Source organism: Mycobacterium sp. M23085, assembly GCF_045343915.1.
In the GTDB taxonomy this organism is placed as follows: domain Bacteria; phylum Actinomycetota; class Actinomycetes; order Mycobacteriales; family Mycobacteriaceae; genus Mycobacterium.
Map to the genome: position 1 here is coordinate 1,093,591 of NZ_CP174280.1, position 13,674 is coordinate 1,107,264.

A 13,674-nucleotide genomic window follows, 5' to 3' on the forward strand; every position below is an offset into this window, starting at 1 on the left:
GCGCGCGGGTTTGCGTACCGTTGCGCGGTAATGCGTTTGCGGACATGACATTCGGCACCGGCGCAGCGGCTGGGCCCGGCTCGATGGCCGGCACCGCGCACTATGACGCCGATCGGCTGCTGGCCGGATACCGCGCCGCACGGGCCCAGGAGGCGCTGTTCGATCTGCGGCACGGTCCGGCGAGCGGCTACGACGAGTTCGTCGACCGGGACGGCAACGTGCGCCCGGCCTGGGCCGAGCTGGCCGACGCCATCGCGGAGCGCGGCCGCGCCGGCCTGGACCGGCTGCGCTCGGTGGTGCGCGGCCTCATCGACAACGACGGCATCACCTACACCGACGTCGAGCCGGGCGGTCGCGGCCTGGAGCCCAGGCCCTGGCAGCTGGACACGTTGCCGATCGTGCTGTCTGCGGCCGACTGGGAGGTGCTCGAGGCCGGCCTGCTGCAACGCTCGCGGGTGCTCGACGCCGTGCTGGCCGACCTGTACGGGCCGCGCAGCCTGCTGACCGAAGGCGTGCTGCCTCCCGAGCTGCTGTTCGGTCACCCCGGGTACGTGCGTGCGGCCACGGGAATCCACATTCCCGGGCGCCATCAGCTTTTCATGCATGCCTGCGATGTCAGCCGCCGACCCGACGGCGCGTTCGTCGTCAACGGTGACCGCACCCAGGCGCCCTCGGGAGCCGGCTATGCGCTGGCCGACCGGCGCGTGGTCGCACACTCGATTCCCGACCTCTACGAGCGCATCGCGCCGCGCCCGATGACACCGTTCGCCCAGGCGCTGCGGCTGGCGCTGATCGACGCGGCACCGGACGACGCACAGGACCCGGTCGTGGTGGTGCTGTCCCCGGGCATCTATTCCGAGACGGCGTTCGACCAGGCGTATCTGGCCACCCTGCTGGGTTTTCCGATGGTGGAAAGCGCCGACCTGGTGGTGCGTGACGGCATGTTGTGGATGCGCTCGCTGGGCACCCTGAAGCGCGTCGACGTCGTTTTGCGCCGGGTCGACGCCGAGTACACCGACCCGCTGGATCTGCGCGCCGACTCCCGGCTCGGGGTGGCCGGTTTGGTGGAGGCCCAGCAGCGCGGGACGGTGACGGTCGTCAACACGCTGGGCAGCGGTGTTCTGGAAAGCCCTGGGCTGCTGCGTTTTCTGCCCGAGATGGCCCAGCACCTGTTGTCGGAGACGCTGCAGCTGCCCACCGCCCAGGTGTACTGGGGCGGCATCGCCAGTGAGCGCTCCCACCTGCTGGCGAACCTGTCGTCGTTGTTGGTGAAGTCGACCATTGGTGAGAAAGCCCTTGTCGGGCCCACGCTTTCGTCTCGGCAACTGACGCAGCTGGCGGCCCGCATCGAGCAGATGCCGTGGCAGTGGGTCGGCCAGGAGCTGCCGCAATTCTCCTCCGCGCCGACCGACCACGCCGGCGTGTTGTCGTCGACGGGGGTGGGCATCCGTTTGTTCACCGTCGCCCAGCGGGGCGGCTACGCGCCGATGATCGGCGGCATCGGCTACGTGCTGGCCCCCGGACCTGCCGCATACACCCTGAAAACCATTGCGGCCAAGGATGTCTGGGTCAGGCCCACCGAGCGGGCGCGCGCCGAGGCGGTCGGCTTTCCGACACCCCAGCCGCCGGCGAAGACGGCCGCGGGTACCTGGGGCGTCAGCTCGCCGCGCGTACTGTCCGACCTGTTCTGGATCGGCCGCTACGGTGAGCGGGCGGAAAGCATGGCGCGGCTGCTGATCGTCGCCCGCGACCGGTTCCACGTCTACCGCCACCACCAGCACAGCGAGGAAAGCGAATGCGTGCCGGTGCTCATGACGGCGCTGGGCCGCATCACCGGCACCGACATCGCGGCCGACAGCGACGGCGACCACGCCGAGATGATCGCGATCGCCCCGTCCACGCTGTGGTCGCTCACCGTCGATCCGAACCGGCCCGGCTCCCTGGTGCAATCGGTGGAGGGCCTGGCGCTGGCGGCGCGGGCGGTGCGCGACCAGATGTCCAACGACACCTGGATGGTGCTGGCCGCGGTGGAGCGTGCCCTGGCACTGAAAAGCGAACCGCCGGAATCACTTTCCGAGGCCGACGCCCTGCTCACCGCGGCTCATGCGCAGACGCTGGCCGGCATGCTGACCCTGTCGGGGGTGGCCAACGAGTCGATGGTGCGCGACGTGGGCTGGACGATGATGGACGTCGGCAAGCGGATCGAACGCGGGCTGTGGCTGACGGCGTTGCTGCAGGCAACATTAACGGTCGGCCGCGGCGCCGCGGCCGAGGAAACCGTCATCGAGTCCACCCTGGTCGCCTGCGAGTCCTCGGTCATCTACCGGCGCCGCACGGTGGGCAAGGTCAGCGTGGCCGCCATGGCAGAGCTGATGTTGTTCGACGCGCAGAACCCACGGTCGCTGCTGTACCAGTTGGAGCGGCTGCGGAGCAATCTCAAGGACCTGCCCGGCTCGTCGGGGTCGTCGCGCCCGGAACGGCTGGTGGACGAGATCGGCACCCTGCTGCGGCGGTCTCATCCCGCCGAGCTCGAACGGGTCAGCGGCGACGGCCGGCGTGCCGAGCTGGCGGAGCTGCTCGCCTCGGTGCACGCCGAGCTGCGCAACCTGGCCGAGCTCATCACCACCACCCAGTTGACGCTGCCCGGTGGCATGCAACCGATTTGGGGTCCCGACGAACGGCGGGTGATGCCGGCCTAGCCTGCCGCCGAGGCGCGTCCGCGCGACTCCGAGGTCACCTCATCGACCACGGTGTGGATGAACCTCATCTTCTCCAGCACCGCGACCGGCAGCACGAACGGGTAGAGGTCGTCGTGTCCCATCGACCGGTTCACCATGTTCAGCGACCACGACAGCGGCAGCCACATGTCGATGATCGTCTGAAAAGCGCTGGGGCCCAGAGCGGGCCGATCGAACGTCGCCGACGCCGGCGCAAGCCCGCACCACGCCGAGGTGTCCAGCGTGTCACGGATGTGCAAATAGTGGGCGAACGTCTCGGCCCAGTCCTCGGCGGGATGCATGGTGGCATAGGACGACACGAAGTTCTCCTGCCAGCCCTCGGGCGCTCCCTCGCTGTAGTGGCGGTCCAGCGCCTCCTGGTAGTCGGCCTCGTGGTCACCGAACAGCTCGTTGAACCGCTCGACGTAGTCGCTGAACGGTGCGATCAGCCGGTAGTAGTAGTAATGGCCGATCTCGTGGCGGAAGTGCCCCAGCAGGGTCCGGTACGGCTCGTCCATCTCCACGCGCAGCTGCTCGCGGTGCGCGTCGTCGCCCTCGGCCAAATCGATGGTGATGACCCCGTTTTCGTGTCCGGTCATCACCTTCTCGTGCGCGCTGGACAATAGCCGGAAGGCCAACCCGTAGTCGGGATCCTTGTCCCGCCCGACGATCGGCAGCTTCAACTCGTGCAGCTCGGCGATCAGCCTGCGTTTGGCGGCTTCGGCGCGGGCGAATTCGGCCATCCCGACGGTGTCGGCGTCGTTGGGCCGCTCGATCGTCAGCGCGCAGGATGCACACAACAGCCGGGGGGTGTTGACCGGGACCAGCCAATTGCATTCGGCGAGCAACAGGTTGGCACACAACTGATATTCGGCGGCCGGCACGAAACCGGCGTGCTCGCCGGTGTCGTCCTCCGAAATCACCAGCAGTGCCATCTGGTCGAGTGAAAAACCAAGGGCGCTGCCGCAATTCAGGCAGGTGGAATTCTCGAAGGTCAGGCGCTGACCGCAGTTGGGGCAGGTGAAGTCACGCATAGAGCACGTCGCCTTCGAATGGCACCACGTCGACGGCGACGTCGATCACGCTGTGCTCCGAGTTGGTGTAGATGATGCCGCGCAGTGGCGGGACGTCCGCGTAGTCGCGACCCCGACCCACGACGATGTAGCGCTCGTCGACCATCTGGTCGTTGGTGGGATCAAGCCCCAGCCATTCGAATCGGCCAGCTTGCTGCGGAGTCCACACGGCCGCCCAGGCGTGGGTGGCGTCGATGCCGATCATCCGATCCTTTCCGGGTGGCGGGTCGGTGGCCAGGTAACCGGATACGTAACTGGCCGCCAACCCGTTGGCTCGCAGGCAGGCGATCGCCAACCTGGCAAAGTCCTGACATACCCCTTCGCGGGCGGCCAGAACCTCCTTGACTCCGGTGGAAATCGTCGTCGATCCCGACCGGTAGGTGAAGTCGGTGAAGATGCGCGACGCCAGCTCGCGCAACACCTCGATCAGCGGTCGCCCGGGTGTGAAGCTGGGCGCCGCATAGTCGCGGATCTCGTCGGTGATCTCCGGCGGATTCAGGTCCAGGGTGAACTCGGTCGCCAGGGCTCCGCTGGGCCCGGCCGGCCGGGCCGCCTCCCACGGCTGGGTCGCCGGCCCGCCGGTGGAGGAATCCGGGCCCGGCGGATAGACGTCGACGATGGAATCGCTGGTCACCTTCAGGGCGCGGTGCGGCTCGGTCACGTGAAAGTAGGAGCTGATGTTGCCGTAACTGTCCACGCTGGTGGAGCTGTCGGCGGGGGCCGGCTCGATGACCAGCCGGTGCGCGACGCAGCGCTGCCGCAGCGAGTCGCGCGGGGTGAGAAATCCGCGGCCGTACGAGCTGGTCACGACGTCGGAGTAGCGGTATTCGGTGCGATGGGTTATCCGGTGGCGGCGGCCGACCCCGGGCCCCGGTTCGCCTGGTGCTGCTGGCAAGCGCTTCCTCCTCACCGCTGATCTCATCACATGTCGGCCGGTTTGCACGGGGTCCGCGCGACGTCGCGCCGCCCACCGTTTGCCGATCCGACGGCGCTCCCGCCAAAACGAGAGCACAATCGTGTTGTGGCCACGTGGGGCGACGTCGCCCGCATCGTTGGTGAGTTGGCACTCACCTCCGAGCCGTCACCGCACGACTGGCGGGTCGGCAAGAAATTGCTGGCCTGGGAGCGGCCGCTGCGGCCCTCCGAGCGCGAGGCGCTGGAGCGCGAGGGCCCGCAACCACCGGGGGGCGACATCCTCGGCGTTCGGGTGTCCGACGAGGGCGTCAAGTTCGCGCTGATCGACGACGAGCCCGATATTTACTTCACCACCCCGCATTTCGACGGCTATCCCGCGGTGCTGGTCAACCTGGCCGAAATCTCGGTGCGCGCCCTCGAGGAGCTGATTACCGAGGCGTGGCTGACCCAGGCGCCGCGGAAACTGGTTCAGGAGTTCCTGGCCGACTCGCGCTGAACGGCTCAGGCGTGCCGAAGGTCGATGACGCGTTGCAGGTCGTCGACGCAGGCGCTAAGGACTTCGGCGAAAACCACCTGCGCCTTCTCGCGCGCGCCGGACTGTAATTCCGCGGCCTGCCGGTGCGCCGAAGCCGTGTACGCGCAGGCACCGGCGGGATCGGAGTCGGCGAGCGCGGTCGCAGCCGCCAGCACCACCAGCACGGTGGGCACGGACTGCGGAAGGCGTTCGCGGCCGCCGTCCGAGACGGCGCGGGCCAGTTGCAGCACCGAGCCGGCCAGCAGGCCCACGTGCACGGCCTGGTGATCGGCGGCCTGGATGACGGCCCGCAGGCCCCATCGGCGGGGTGCGATGGTGACGACGTTGCGGGCGGTGGTGCGCGCCTCGAGTAGCCCGCTGAGCCGCTCGTGCACCCGGTCGACGGCGGTCAGCGGCCAGTCCGGCGGCGGCGCCGTGCGTCCGGCGGCGACGTCCGCGGCCCGGGACAGGACGTCGTGCAGCACGCCGAGCACGCCGACCCGGGCGTTGCGCAGCACCTTGCGCGGATCGGCGGGGAACAACAGGACCGCGAAAACGATGGCCACCGCACCGCCGATCAGGGCGTCGAAGATGCGTTCCAGGCCGACGCCGCCGCGGTACAGGGCCAGCACCAGGATCGCCGACACCACCGTCTGATTGGCGAACATCATCCCGTGCCCGATGAAGCCGCCCCCGATGAACACCGCGGCGCCCAGCGCCAGCGCGGCGGCGACCGCGATGGGCACGTCGCCGGGCCCGAGCAGGTCCTGCACCAGCGAGCCCACCCCGATCCCCAGGGTCACCCCGATCATCATCTGCACGGCGCGCTGCCCGCGGAGCACATTGCTGGTCGACAACGACACCGCGGCGGCGATCGGCGCGAAGAAGGGCTGCGGGTGCGCCAGCACATCGTGGGCCAGGTACCAGGACAGCCCCGCGGCCACCGCGGTCTGCACCAGGTTGAACCACACCATCCGCAGCCGTTTGGTGCCGGCACGCGCGACGGCGAGGCCCAGCGAGGGCACCGCCGGCCGCGAAGTGCCCACCGGCTAGGTCCGGTTTAACTCGAACAGCGGAATCACCCGGGTGGTCTTGGCCTGGTACTCGGCGAAGCCCGGTGCGACGGCGGTGATCTTGTCGAAGAGGGCGGCACGGTCGTCGGCGGGCAGCTCCCGGGCGGCGACATTAAATGCGTCCGTGCCGATTTCCACACGCGCCTGCGGGTTGGCCCGCAGGTTGTGCACCCAGGCCGGGTCCTTGGGTGCACCGGCGAACGAGCCGATGATGATGAGTCTGTCGTCGATGTGGAAGTAGGCCAGCGGCGATGTGCGGGGTTGACCGGACTTGGCGCCGGTCGTGTGGAGCAGCAACAGGTTGGCGTCGGCGAACTGGCCGCCGACCTTGCCGTCGTTGGCGCGGAACTCCGCGATGATCTTCTCGTTGAAGTCGTTGATGAATGCGGGGTCCGGAGTTTGTTGAGTCATGCCTCGTCAACCCGCTTGGGTTTGGCGTCTATTCCGGACTCCTTGCGCTGCTGTGCGGTGATCGGCGCCGGCGCGTCGGTGAGCGGGTCGACCCCGCCGCCGGTCTTCGGGAAGGCGATCACCTCACGGATGGAGTCGAACCTGGACAGCAGCGCGTTGATCCGGTCCCAGCCGAACGCGATCCCGCCGTGCGGCGGCGCGCCAAAGGTGAACGCCTCCAACAGGAATCCGAATTTCTCCTGGGCCTCGGCATGGTCCAGGCCCATCACCGCGAACACCCGCTCCTGAACGTCGCGGCGGTGGATACGGATCGAGCCGCCGCCGATCTCGTTGCCGTTGCAGACGATGTCGTAGGCATCGGCGAGCACGTTGCCGGTATCGGTCTCGATGGCGTCCTCGTGGCCGGGCTTGGGCGAGGTGAACGCGTGGTGCACGGCGGTCCACGCCCCCGACCCGACGGCGACGTCGCCGGCGGCGGTCGCGTCGTCGGCGGGCTCGAACAGCGGCGGGTCCACCACCCAGACGAACGCCCAGGCGTCGGGGTCGATCATGTTGAGCCGGTGGGCGATCTCACCGCGGGCGGCGCCCAGCAGCGCCCGGGACGGCTTGGCCGGACCCGCCGAGAAGAAGACGCAGTCGCCGGGCTTGGCCCCGACGTGCGCGGCAAGGCCGGCGCGCTCGGCGTCGGACAGGTTCTTGGCGACCGGACCGCCCAGCGTGCCGTCCTCGGCGATCAGCACATAGGCCAGCCCGCGGTGGCCGCGCTGCTTGGCCCACTCCTGCCAGCCGTCCAGCGTGCGGCGCGGCTGCGAGGCCCCGCCCGGCATCACCACGGCGCCGACGTACGGCGCCTGGAAGACGCGAAATGTGGTGTCTTTGAAGAACTCCGTACAGTCGACGAGCTCGAGTCCGAAGCGCATGTCGGGCTTGTCGGAGCCGAATCGCCGCATCGCGTCGGCGTAGCTGATCCGCGGGATGGGCGTCGGGATCTGATAGCCGATCAACGCCCACAGCGCGGACAGCACCTCCTCCGAAATGGCGATGATGTCCTCGGCCTCGACGAAGCTCATCTCCAAGTCGAGTTGGGTGAATTCCGGCTGGCGGTCGGCGCGGAAATCCTCGTCGCGGTAGCAGCGGGCGATCTGGTAGTAGCGCTCCATGCCGGCCACCATCAGCAACTGCTTGAACAGCTGCGGACTCTGCGGCAACGCGTAGAACGAGCCGGGCTGCAGCCGGGCCGGCACCAGAAAGTCGCGCGCGCCTTCCGGTGTCGAGCGCGTCATCGTCGGCGTCTCGATCTCGACGAAGTCGTGCCGCGCCAGCACCGACCGCGCGGCGGCATTTACCTTGGAGCGCAAACGAATTGCCGCCCCGGGACGGTCGCGGCGCAGATCCAGGTATCGGTATTTCAGCCGGGTTTCCTCCCCGGCGGGCTCGTCGAGCTGGAACGGCAGCGGGGCGCTCTCCCCCAGCACCGTCAGCGAGGTGGCGTTGACCTCGATGTCACCGGTGGCGATCTCGCGGTTGGCGTTGCCCTCGGGCCTAATCTCGACCACACCGGTCACCGCGACACAGAACTCGGCGCGCAGCCGGTGCGCCTGGGCCAGTACCTGCCCCTCTTCGAGGCCTTCGCGGAACACGACCTGGGCGATCCCGGAGGCGTCGCGCAGGTCGATGAAGATGACACCGCCGTGGTCGCGGCGACGGGCCACCCAGCCCGCCAGCGTCACCTGCTGCCCGGCGTCGCCACTCCTCAGCGAACCCGCGGCATGACTGCGCAGCACAAAAGACTCCTACTCACCCGGCTTGAACGAGTGCCCAGTCTAAAGCAGGTAATTTCGATGGCATCGTCACAGACGCTGCTACCAACATCGCCCTGGTCGGTCCCGGCGCCGTCGGCACGACGGCCGCCGCGCTGCTGTACCGGGCGGGCCATTCGGTCATGGTGTGCGGGCGTACCCCGCGGGACACCATCGAACTGCGGCCCGACGGGGCCGACCCGATCGTCGTCCCGGGGCCGGTGCACACCGATCCCGCCGAGGTGACCGGGCCGGTGGACGTGGTGCTGCTGGCCGTCAAGGCCACCCAGAACGAGGCGGCGGCCGGCTGGCTGGCCCGGCTGTGCGACGCCCACACCATCGTCGTGGTGCTGCAAAACGGCGTGGAGCAGGTCGAGCAGGTGCGACCGCTCTGCCCGCTGTCCCCCGTCCTCCCCGCGATCGTGTGGTACTCGGCCCAGGCCCAGCCCGAGGGCTGGGTGCGGTTGCGCACCGAGGCGGCCCTGGTCCTGCCCAGCGGGCCGTCCGGGGAGACCGTCGCCGAACTGCTGCGCGGCGCCGGCTGCCGGGTGGATTGCGACCCCGACATCATCACCGCGGCCTGGCACAAGCTACTCACCAACGCGCTGGCCGGGTTCATGGCACTGGCGCGCAGGCGGTCCGGGATGTTCCGCCGCGACGACGTCGCCGCGCTGTCGCGCCGCTATGTCGCCGAGTGTCTGGCCGTCGCGCGGGCCGAGGGCGCCCGGTTGGCCGACGGCGTGGTCGACGAATTGGTGGACATGTTCCGCAACGTCGCCGAAGACATGGGCACATCGATCCTGACCGACGCCGAACAGCACCGGCGGATGGAGTGGGACAACCGCAACGGCGTGATCATTCGCAAAGGCCGGGCCCACGGCCTGGCCACCCCGATCAGCGACGTCATAGTGCCCTTACTGGCCGCGGCCAGCGACGGCCCCGGCTAAGTTGTTGTCATGTTCCCCCGCGAACGCGTCGACACCAGCTTCACCGTTAGGAGAGCGTCATGACCTTCAACGAGGGCATGCAGATCGACACCAGCACCGCGTCGTCGTCCGGCGGGGGTGGGATGGGGATGGCCGTCGGGGGCGGCGGCCTGGGGCTGCTGATTCTCATCGGGGCGCTGTTTTTGGGCGTCGACCCTGGCCGCGTGATGAACTCCCAGCAGGCGAACACCGGCGGCTACTCGGCGCCGGGCTTCGACCTGAGCCAGTGCAAGACCGGCGCCGACGCCAACAAGTACGTCCAATGCCGCGTGATCGCCACCGGCAACTCCGTGGACGCGGTGTGGCACCAACTGCTGCCCGGTTACACTCGCCCCCACGTCCGGCTGTTCACCGGGCAGGTGGACACCGGCTGCGGGGCGGCCACCACCGCGGTCGGGCCGTTCTACTGCCCGGTCGACCAGACGGCGTACTTCGACACCGGCTTCTTCAAGGAACTGGTCGACCGATTCGGTTCCAGCGGTGGGCCGTTCGCCCAGGAGTATGTGGTGGCCCACGAATACGGCCACCACGTACAGCAGCTGCAGGGTCTGCTGGGCCGCTCGCAGCAGGGCGCGCAGGGCGCCGGCGGCAACGGCGTGCGCACCGAGCTACAGGCCGACTGCTACGCCGGGATCTGGGCGCACTACGCCTCCACGGTCAAGCAGGAGAGCACCGGCGTGCCCTACCTGGAACCGTTGAGCGACAAGGACATTGCGGACGCCCTCTCGGCCGCGGCGTCGGTGGGCGATGACCGCATCCAGAAGCAATCCACCGGGCGGGTCAACCCCGAGTCCTGGACGCACGGATCGTCCGAGCAGCGCCAGCATTGGTTCACCGTGGGGTACCAGACCGGTGATGTGAAAGCGTGTGACACGTTCGCAGCGCCCGATCTGGGTTAGCCCGTTTTAGTCGAGGTGCCGGCGCGACCGCGTGGATGTACGTGTTTGCCGGCTGATTAGCTGGGTCGGCAGGTAACGGTGGTGGTGGCGTCCGCGTGCGCGACCACCTGGCCGTCCACGGCGATCTCGCAGTGGAATTGGGCCGGGCCATTGCCCGAATCCGGCCAGTGCAGCATGCCGCTGGCGGTGATGCTCGCATACTGGTTCGGGTTCGCCAGGGTGGCGGTGTAGGTGACCGGCGTTCCGCCGCTGAGGGGGGCTTGCACGCTGGTCGAGAACTTCGACGGGTCCGCGGCGTAAGCGGCCTGGCTGGGCGGGTCGGCGTTCACGTACGAGACGTTGGCGGTCACATTGTTCGGGCTGCTCACGGTGTAGGTCACCTGGTGGCCATCCGCATGCGCCGTAGCCGGCGTGAGCACCGCCCCCGCGGCCGTTGCCAGGATGACCGCTGAGATCGCGCTCGCTGTCTTCTGCACGTCTGTCATATCGAAAACGCTACCGGATTCGTTAACGCGGGTTCGCTGTTTACCGGCAGCTGTGCCCGCGGTCGCCCGGCTCGGGTATGAAGCAAGCATGAGCGATGACCCGCATCCGGCCCCCGACCGGGCCGATAGCGCCGAAGCGGCGGTGACCCGCCGCCGGTTGCTGACGACCGGGGCGTCGGCCGCTCTGGGGGCGGGGATCGGGGGCGGTGCCGTGCTGCTGTGGTCACGCCCGCGCGGCCCGATGCCCTGGCTGCAGCCCGATCGCCACGGCGCACCGCCGGTGGGTGGGCTGCATCTGCAGTTCGGGAAGGACGCCGGCACCGAAGTGGTGGTGTCCTGGCATACCACCGACGCGGTCCGCAATCCGCGCGTTTCGCTCGGGACGCCGGCATCCGGCTTCGGTCGCACAGTGGCCGCGGAGACGCGTACCTACCGAGACGCCAAGTCCAACACAGAAGTTCGGGTCAACCACGCCCGGCTGACCAATCTCACCCCGGACACCGATTACGTGTACGCCGCGGTGCACGACGGCGCGCAACCGGAGCAGGGCACCGTGCGCACGGCGCCGAAAGGCCGGAAACGCCTGCTGTTCACCAGCTTCGGTGACCAATCCACACCGGCGCTGGCCAAGATGCCCGACGGCCGCTACGCCACCGACAACATCGGCTCGCCGGCCGCAGCCGACACCACCATGGCGATCGAACGGATGGGCCCGCTGTTCAATCTGGTCAACGGCGACCTGTGCTACGCCAACCTGGCCCGGGACCGGGTGCGGACCTGGTCGAACTGGTTCGAGAACAACACCCGCTCGGCGCGATACCGGCCCTGGATGCCGGCGGCCGGCAATCATGAAAACGAATTGGGCAACGGGCCAATCGGTTACGGGGCCTATCAGGCCTACTTCGCGGTGCCCGAGTCCGGATCGAGCCCCGAGACCCTCGGCATGTGGTACTCGTTCACCGCCGGCTCGGTGCGGGTAATCAGCCTGAGCAACGACGACGTCGCCTTTCAGGACGGCGGCAGCTTCTACGTGCACGGCTACTCCGGCGGAGAGCAAAAGCGCTGGCTGGCAGACGAACTCGCCGCCGCCCGGCGTGACCCGGACATCGACTGGATCGTGGTGTGCATGCATCAGACGGCGATCTCCACCGCCGACAAGACCAACGGCGCCGACCTGGGCATCCGCGAGGAGTGGCTGCCGCTGTTCGACCAGTACCAGGTCGATCTCGTGGTGTGCGGTCACGAACACCATTACGAACGCTCACATCCGTTGCGCGGCACGCTGGGCACCGACACCCGCACGCCGGTACCGGTCGACACCCGAACCGATGTCATCGACGCCACGCGCGGCACGGTGCACCTGGTCATCGGGGGCGGCGGCACCTCGGCGCCGAGCAACGCGATGTTCTTCCCCGAGCCCCGGTGCCGGGTGCTGACCGGAGTGGGCGCATTCGATCCCGGGCTGGGCCGCAAGGCCCCGGTCTACGTTTTGGAGGACGCGCCGTGGTCGGCCTTTCGCGACCGCGAGAACCCGTACGGCTTCGCGGCTTTCGACGTCGATCCGGGCCGGCCCGGCGGTAACACCTCGATCAAGGCTACGCACTACGCGCTGCGCGGCCCGTTCGGCGAGGTCGCCGTGATCGACGAATTCACGCTCACCAAGCCGCGCGGTGACCGGGCCGGCTAGCTCAAAAAAGCGTTGCCTGAACGGGTTCCGGCGCCGGCGCGGCCGACACAGCTTGCGAGAACGGGCGGTGGTCGCCGGCCAGTCGATGCTTGGCGATCAGCGGCGCGGCCCGCTCCCGCAACATGTTGCGATAACCCTGCGGCAAATATGCGCCGCACCGGTACAATTCGCGATAGCGGTCGACCAACTCGGGATGCGAGCGCGCCAGCCACGCCATGAACCATCCCCGCGTCGAGCTCCGCAGGTGCAGGCCGAAAACCGTGACGCTGCCGGCACCGGCCGCCGCGATCTGGCCGAGCAGCCCGTCGAGATGTTCGACGGAGTCGGTGAGATGTGGCAGCACCGGCGCCACCATCACATGACAGTTCAACCCGGCGGCGCGGATCGCGCTGATCAGGCCCAGCCGGGCCTGCGGTGTCGGCGTGCCGGGCTCGACGTCCTTGTGTAGTTCCGGATCGCCGATGGCCAGCGACACCGCGACCGAAACCGGAACCTGCGCCGCGGCGTCCGCGATCAGTGGCAGGTCGCGGCACAACAGCGTGCCCTTGGTCAGGATCGACAGCGGTGTGCCCGATTCGGCCAGCGCGCCGATGATGCCCGGCATCAGCGCGTAGCGCCCCTCGGCCCGCTGGTAAGGATCGGTGTTGGTGCCCAGTGCGACGGTCTCGCGCTGCCAGGACGGCCGCCGCAGCTCGCGCCGCAGCACCTCGACGACGTTGGTCTTGACGACGACCTGAGTGTCAAAGTCGTTGCCGCAGTCCAACTCCAGGTATTCGTGGGTGGGCCGGGCGAAACAGTACCGGCAGGCGTGCGAGCAGCCGCGGTAGCCGTTGACGGTGTAGCGGAAGGGCAGCGCCGCCGCGTTGGGCACCTTGTTCAGCGCCGACTTGCACACCACCTCGTGGAAGGTGATCCCGTCGAACTGGGGCGAGCGCACGCTGCGCACGAAGCCGATGCGCTGCAGCCCCGGCAGCGCCCCGTCCTCGACCGGCTTCCCGTTGACCGCGACAGCCTGATTTGCCCACCGCACGTGCCTATTCGAACATTAGTTCGACAGCGAGTCAAGTGCGGCCGCGTTGAAATATCGGCACCGGTGCCCTCGGTTCTAACCCTAA

Annotated in this window: 12 protein-coding genes; 5 read left to right on the plus strand and 7 right to left on the minus strand. The window is 68.7% G+C overall.

Annotation, left to right across the window (positions count from 1 at the left end):
• Positions 1 to 83 precede the first annotated feature (83 nt).
• Complete coding sequence (locus tag ACIUM1_RS04530; RefSeq protein ID WP_406817528.1) at positions 84 to 2,699, plus strand: circularly permuted type 2 ATP-grasp protein; 2,616 nt, start codon at positions 84 to 86, stop codon at positions 2,697 to 2,699.
• Here the strand turns inward: ACIUM1_RS04530 and ACIUM1_RS04535 are convergent.
• Both ACIUM1_RS04535 and ACIUM1_RS04540 read right to left on the minus strand, forming a co-directional pair.
• Entirely contained in the window at positions 2,696 to 3,751 is a 1,056-nt protein-coding gene (locus ACIUM1_RS04535; protein WP_406816077.1) for a putative zinc-binding metallopeptidase, read from the minus strand. The genes ACIUM1_RS04530 and ACIUM1_RS04535 overlap by 4 nt on opposite strands.
• Entirely contained in the window at positions 3,744 to 4,685 is a 942-nt protein-coding gene (locus ACIUM1_RS04540) for a transglutaminase N-terminal domain-containing protein (RefSeq protein WP_406816078.1), read from the minus strand. Before ACIUM1_RS04540 ends, ACIUM1_RS04535 begins: the two co-directional genes overlap by 8 nt.
• A 126-nt stretch (positions 4,686 to 4,811) precedes the next feature.
• On the opposite strand from ACIUM1_RS04540, the gene ACIUM1_RS04545 reads away from it, so the two are divergent.
• Entirely contained in the window at positions 4,812 to 5,201 is a 390-nt protein-coding gene (locus tag ACIUM1_RS04545; RefSeq protein WP_406816079.1) for an MmcQ/YjbR family DNA-binding protein, read from the plus strand.
• 5 nt (positions 5,202 to 5,206) lie between these two features.
• Here ACIUM1_RS04545 and ACIUM1_RS04550 read toward each other — a convergent pair whose 3' ends face one another.
• From ACIUM1_RS04550 to aspS, 3 genes are read right to left on the minus strand one after another with little or no spacing between them, the layout of a single operon-like run.
• The gene (locus ACIUM1_RS04550; RefSeq protein ID WP_406816080.1) at positions 5,207 to 6,265 is read right to left on the minus strand and encodes an FUSC family protein; all 1,059 of its coding nucleotides are present in this window, start codon (positions 6,263 to 6,265) and stop codon (positions 5,207 to 5,209) included.
• Positions 6,266 to 6,268: 3 nt separating this feature from the next.
• Complete coding sequence (locus tag ACIUM1_RS04555; RefSeq protein ID WP_406816081.1) at positions 6,269 to 6,703, minus strand: nitroreductase family deazaflavin-dependent oxidoreductase; 435 nt, start codon at positions 6,701 to 6,703, stop codon at positions 6,269 to 6,271.
• Positions 6,700 to 8,487: an aspartate--tRNA ligase gene (gene aspS / locus ACIUM1_RS04560; RefSeq protein WP_406816082.1), complete on the minus strand. Its 1,788-nt coding sequence runs from the start codon at positions 8,485 to 8,487 to the stop codon at positions 6,700 to 6,702. Before aspS ends, ACIUM1_RS04555 begins: the two co-directional genes overlap by 4 nt.
• A gap of 92 nt (positions 8,488 to 8,579) precedes the next feature.
• Between aspS and ACIUM1_RS04565 the strand changes: the two genes are divergently transcribed.
• Together ACIUM1_RS04565 and ACIUM1_RS04570 are read left to right on the plus strand one after the other, a co-directional pair.
• Positions 8,580 to 9,449 (plus strand): oxidoreductase, encoded by an 870-nt coding sequence (locus ACIUM1_RS04565; RefSeq protein ID WP_406817529.1) that lies wholly within the window; start codon positions 8,580 to 8,582, stop codon positions 9,447 to 9,449.
• A gap of 59 nt (positions 9,450 to 9,508) precedes the next feature.
• Positions 9,509 to 10,387: a neutral zinc metallopeptidase gene (locus ACIUM1_RS04570; RefSeq protein WP_406816083.1), complete on the plus strand. Its 879-nt coding sequence runs from the start codon at positions 9,509 to 9,511 to the stop codon at positions 10,385 to 10,387.
• A 56-nt stretch (positions 10,388 to 10,443) separates the two neighbouring features.
• Here ACIUM1_RS04570 and ACIUM1_RS04575 read toward each other — a convergent pair whose 3' ends face one another.
• A complete protein-coding gene (locus ACIUM1_RS04575; RefSeq protein ID WP_406816084.1) occupies positions 10,444 to 10,872 on the minus strand; it encodes a hypothetical protein in 429 nt (142 codons plus the stop codon).
• An 88-nt stretch (positions 10,873 to 10,960) separates the two neighbouring features.
• On the opposite strand from ACIUM1_RS04575, the gene ACIUM1_RS04580 reads away from it, so the two are divergent.
• Positions 10,961 to 12,559 carry a purple acid phosphatase family protein gene (locus ACIUM1_RS04580; RefSeq protein ID WP_406816085.1) on the plus strand — a complete coding sequence of 533 codons (1,599 nt, stop codon included), beginning with the start codon at positions 10,961 to 10,963 and terminating at the stop codon, positions 12,557 to 12,559.
• Position 12,560: 1 nt separating this feature from the next.
• On the opposite strand, the gene ACIUM1_RS04585 is transcribed toward ACIUM1_RS04580, so the two are convergent.
• A complete protein-coding gene (locus ACIUM1_RS04585; RefSeq protein ID WP_406816086.1) occupies positions 12,561 to 13,589 on the minus strand; it encodes an Rv2578c family radical SAM protein in 1,029 nt (342 codons plus the stop codon).
• Positions 13,590 to 13,674 lie beyond the last annotated feature (85 nt).

Bases quoted from the DNA above. Each gene is read 5' to 3' on its own strand.
- ACIUM1_RS04530 (WP_406817528.1), top strand. From the start codon at position 84: ATGGCCGGCACCGCGCACTATGACGCCGATCGGCTGCTGGCCGGATAC.
- ACIUM1_RS04535 (WP_406816077.1), bottom strand. From the start codon at position 3,751: ATGCGTGACTTCACCTGCCCCAACTGCGGTCAGCGCCTGACCTTCGAG.
- ACIUM1_RS04555 (WP_406816081.1), bottom strand. From the start codon at position 6,703: ATGACTCAACAAACTCCGGACCCCGCATTCATCAACGACTTCAACGAG.
- ACIUM1_RS04570 (WP_406816083.1), top strand. From the start codon at position 9,509: ATGACCTTCAACGAGGGCATGCAGATCGACACCAGCACCGCGTCGTCG.
- ACIUM1_RS04575 (WP_406816084.1), bottom strand. From the start codon at position 10,872: ATGACAGACGTGCAGAAGACAGCGAGCGCGATCTCAGCGGTCATCCTG.
- ACIUM1_RS04580 (WP_406816085.1), top strand. From the start codon at position 10,961: ATGAGCGATGACCCGCATCCGGCCCCCGACCGGGCCGATAGCGCCGAA.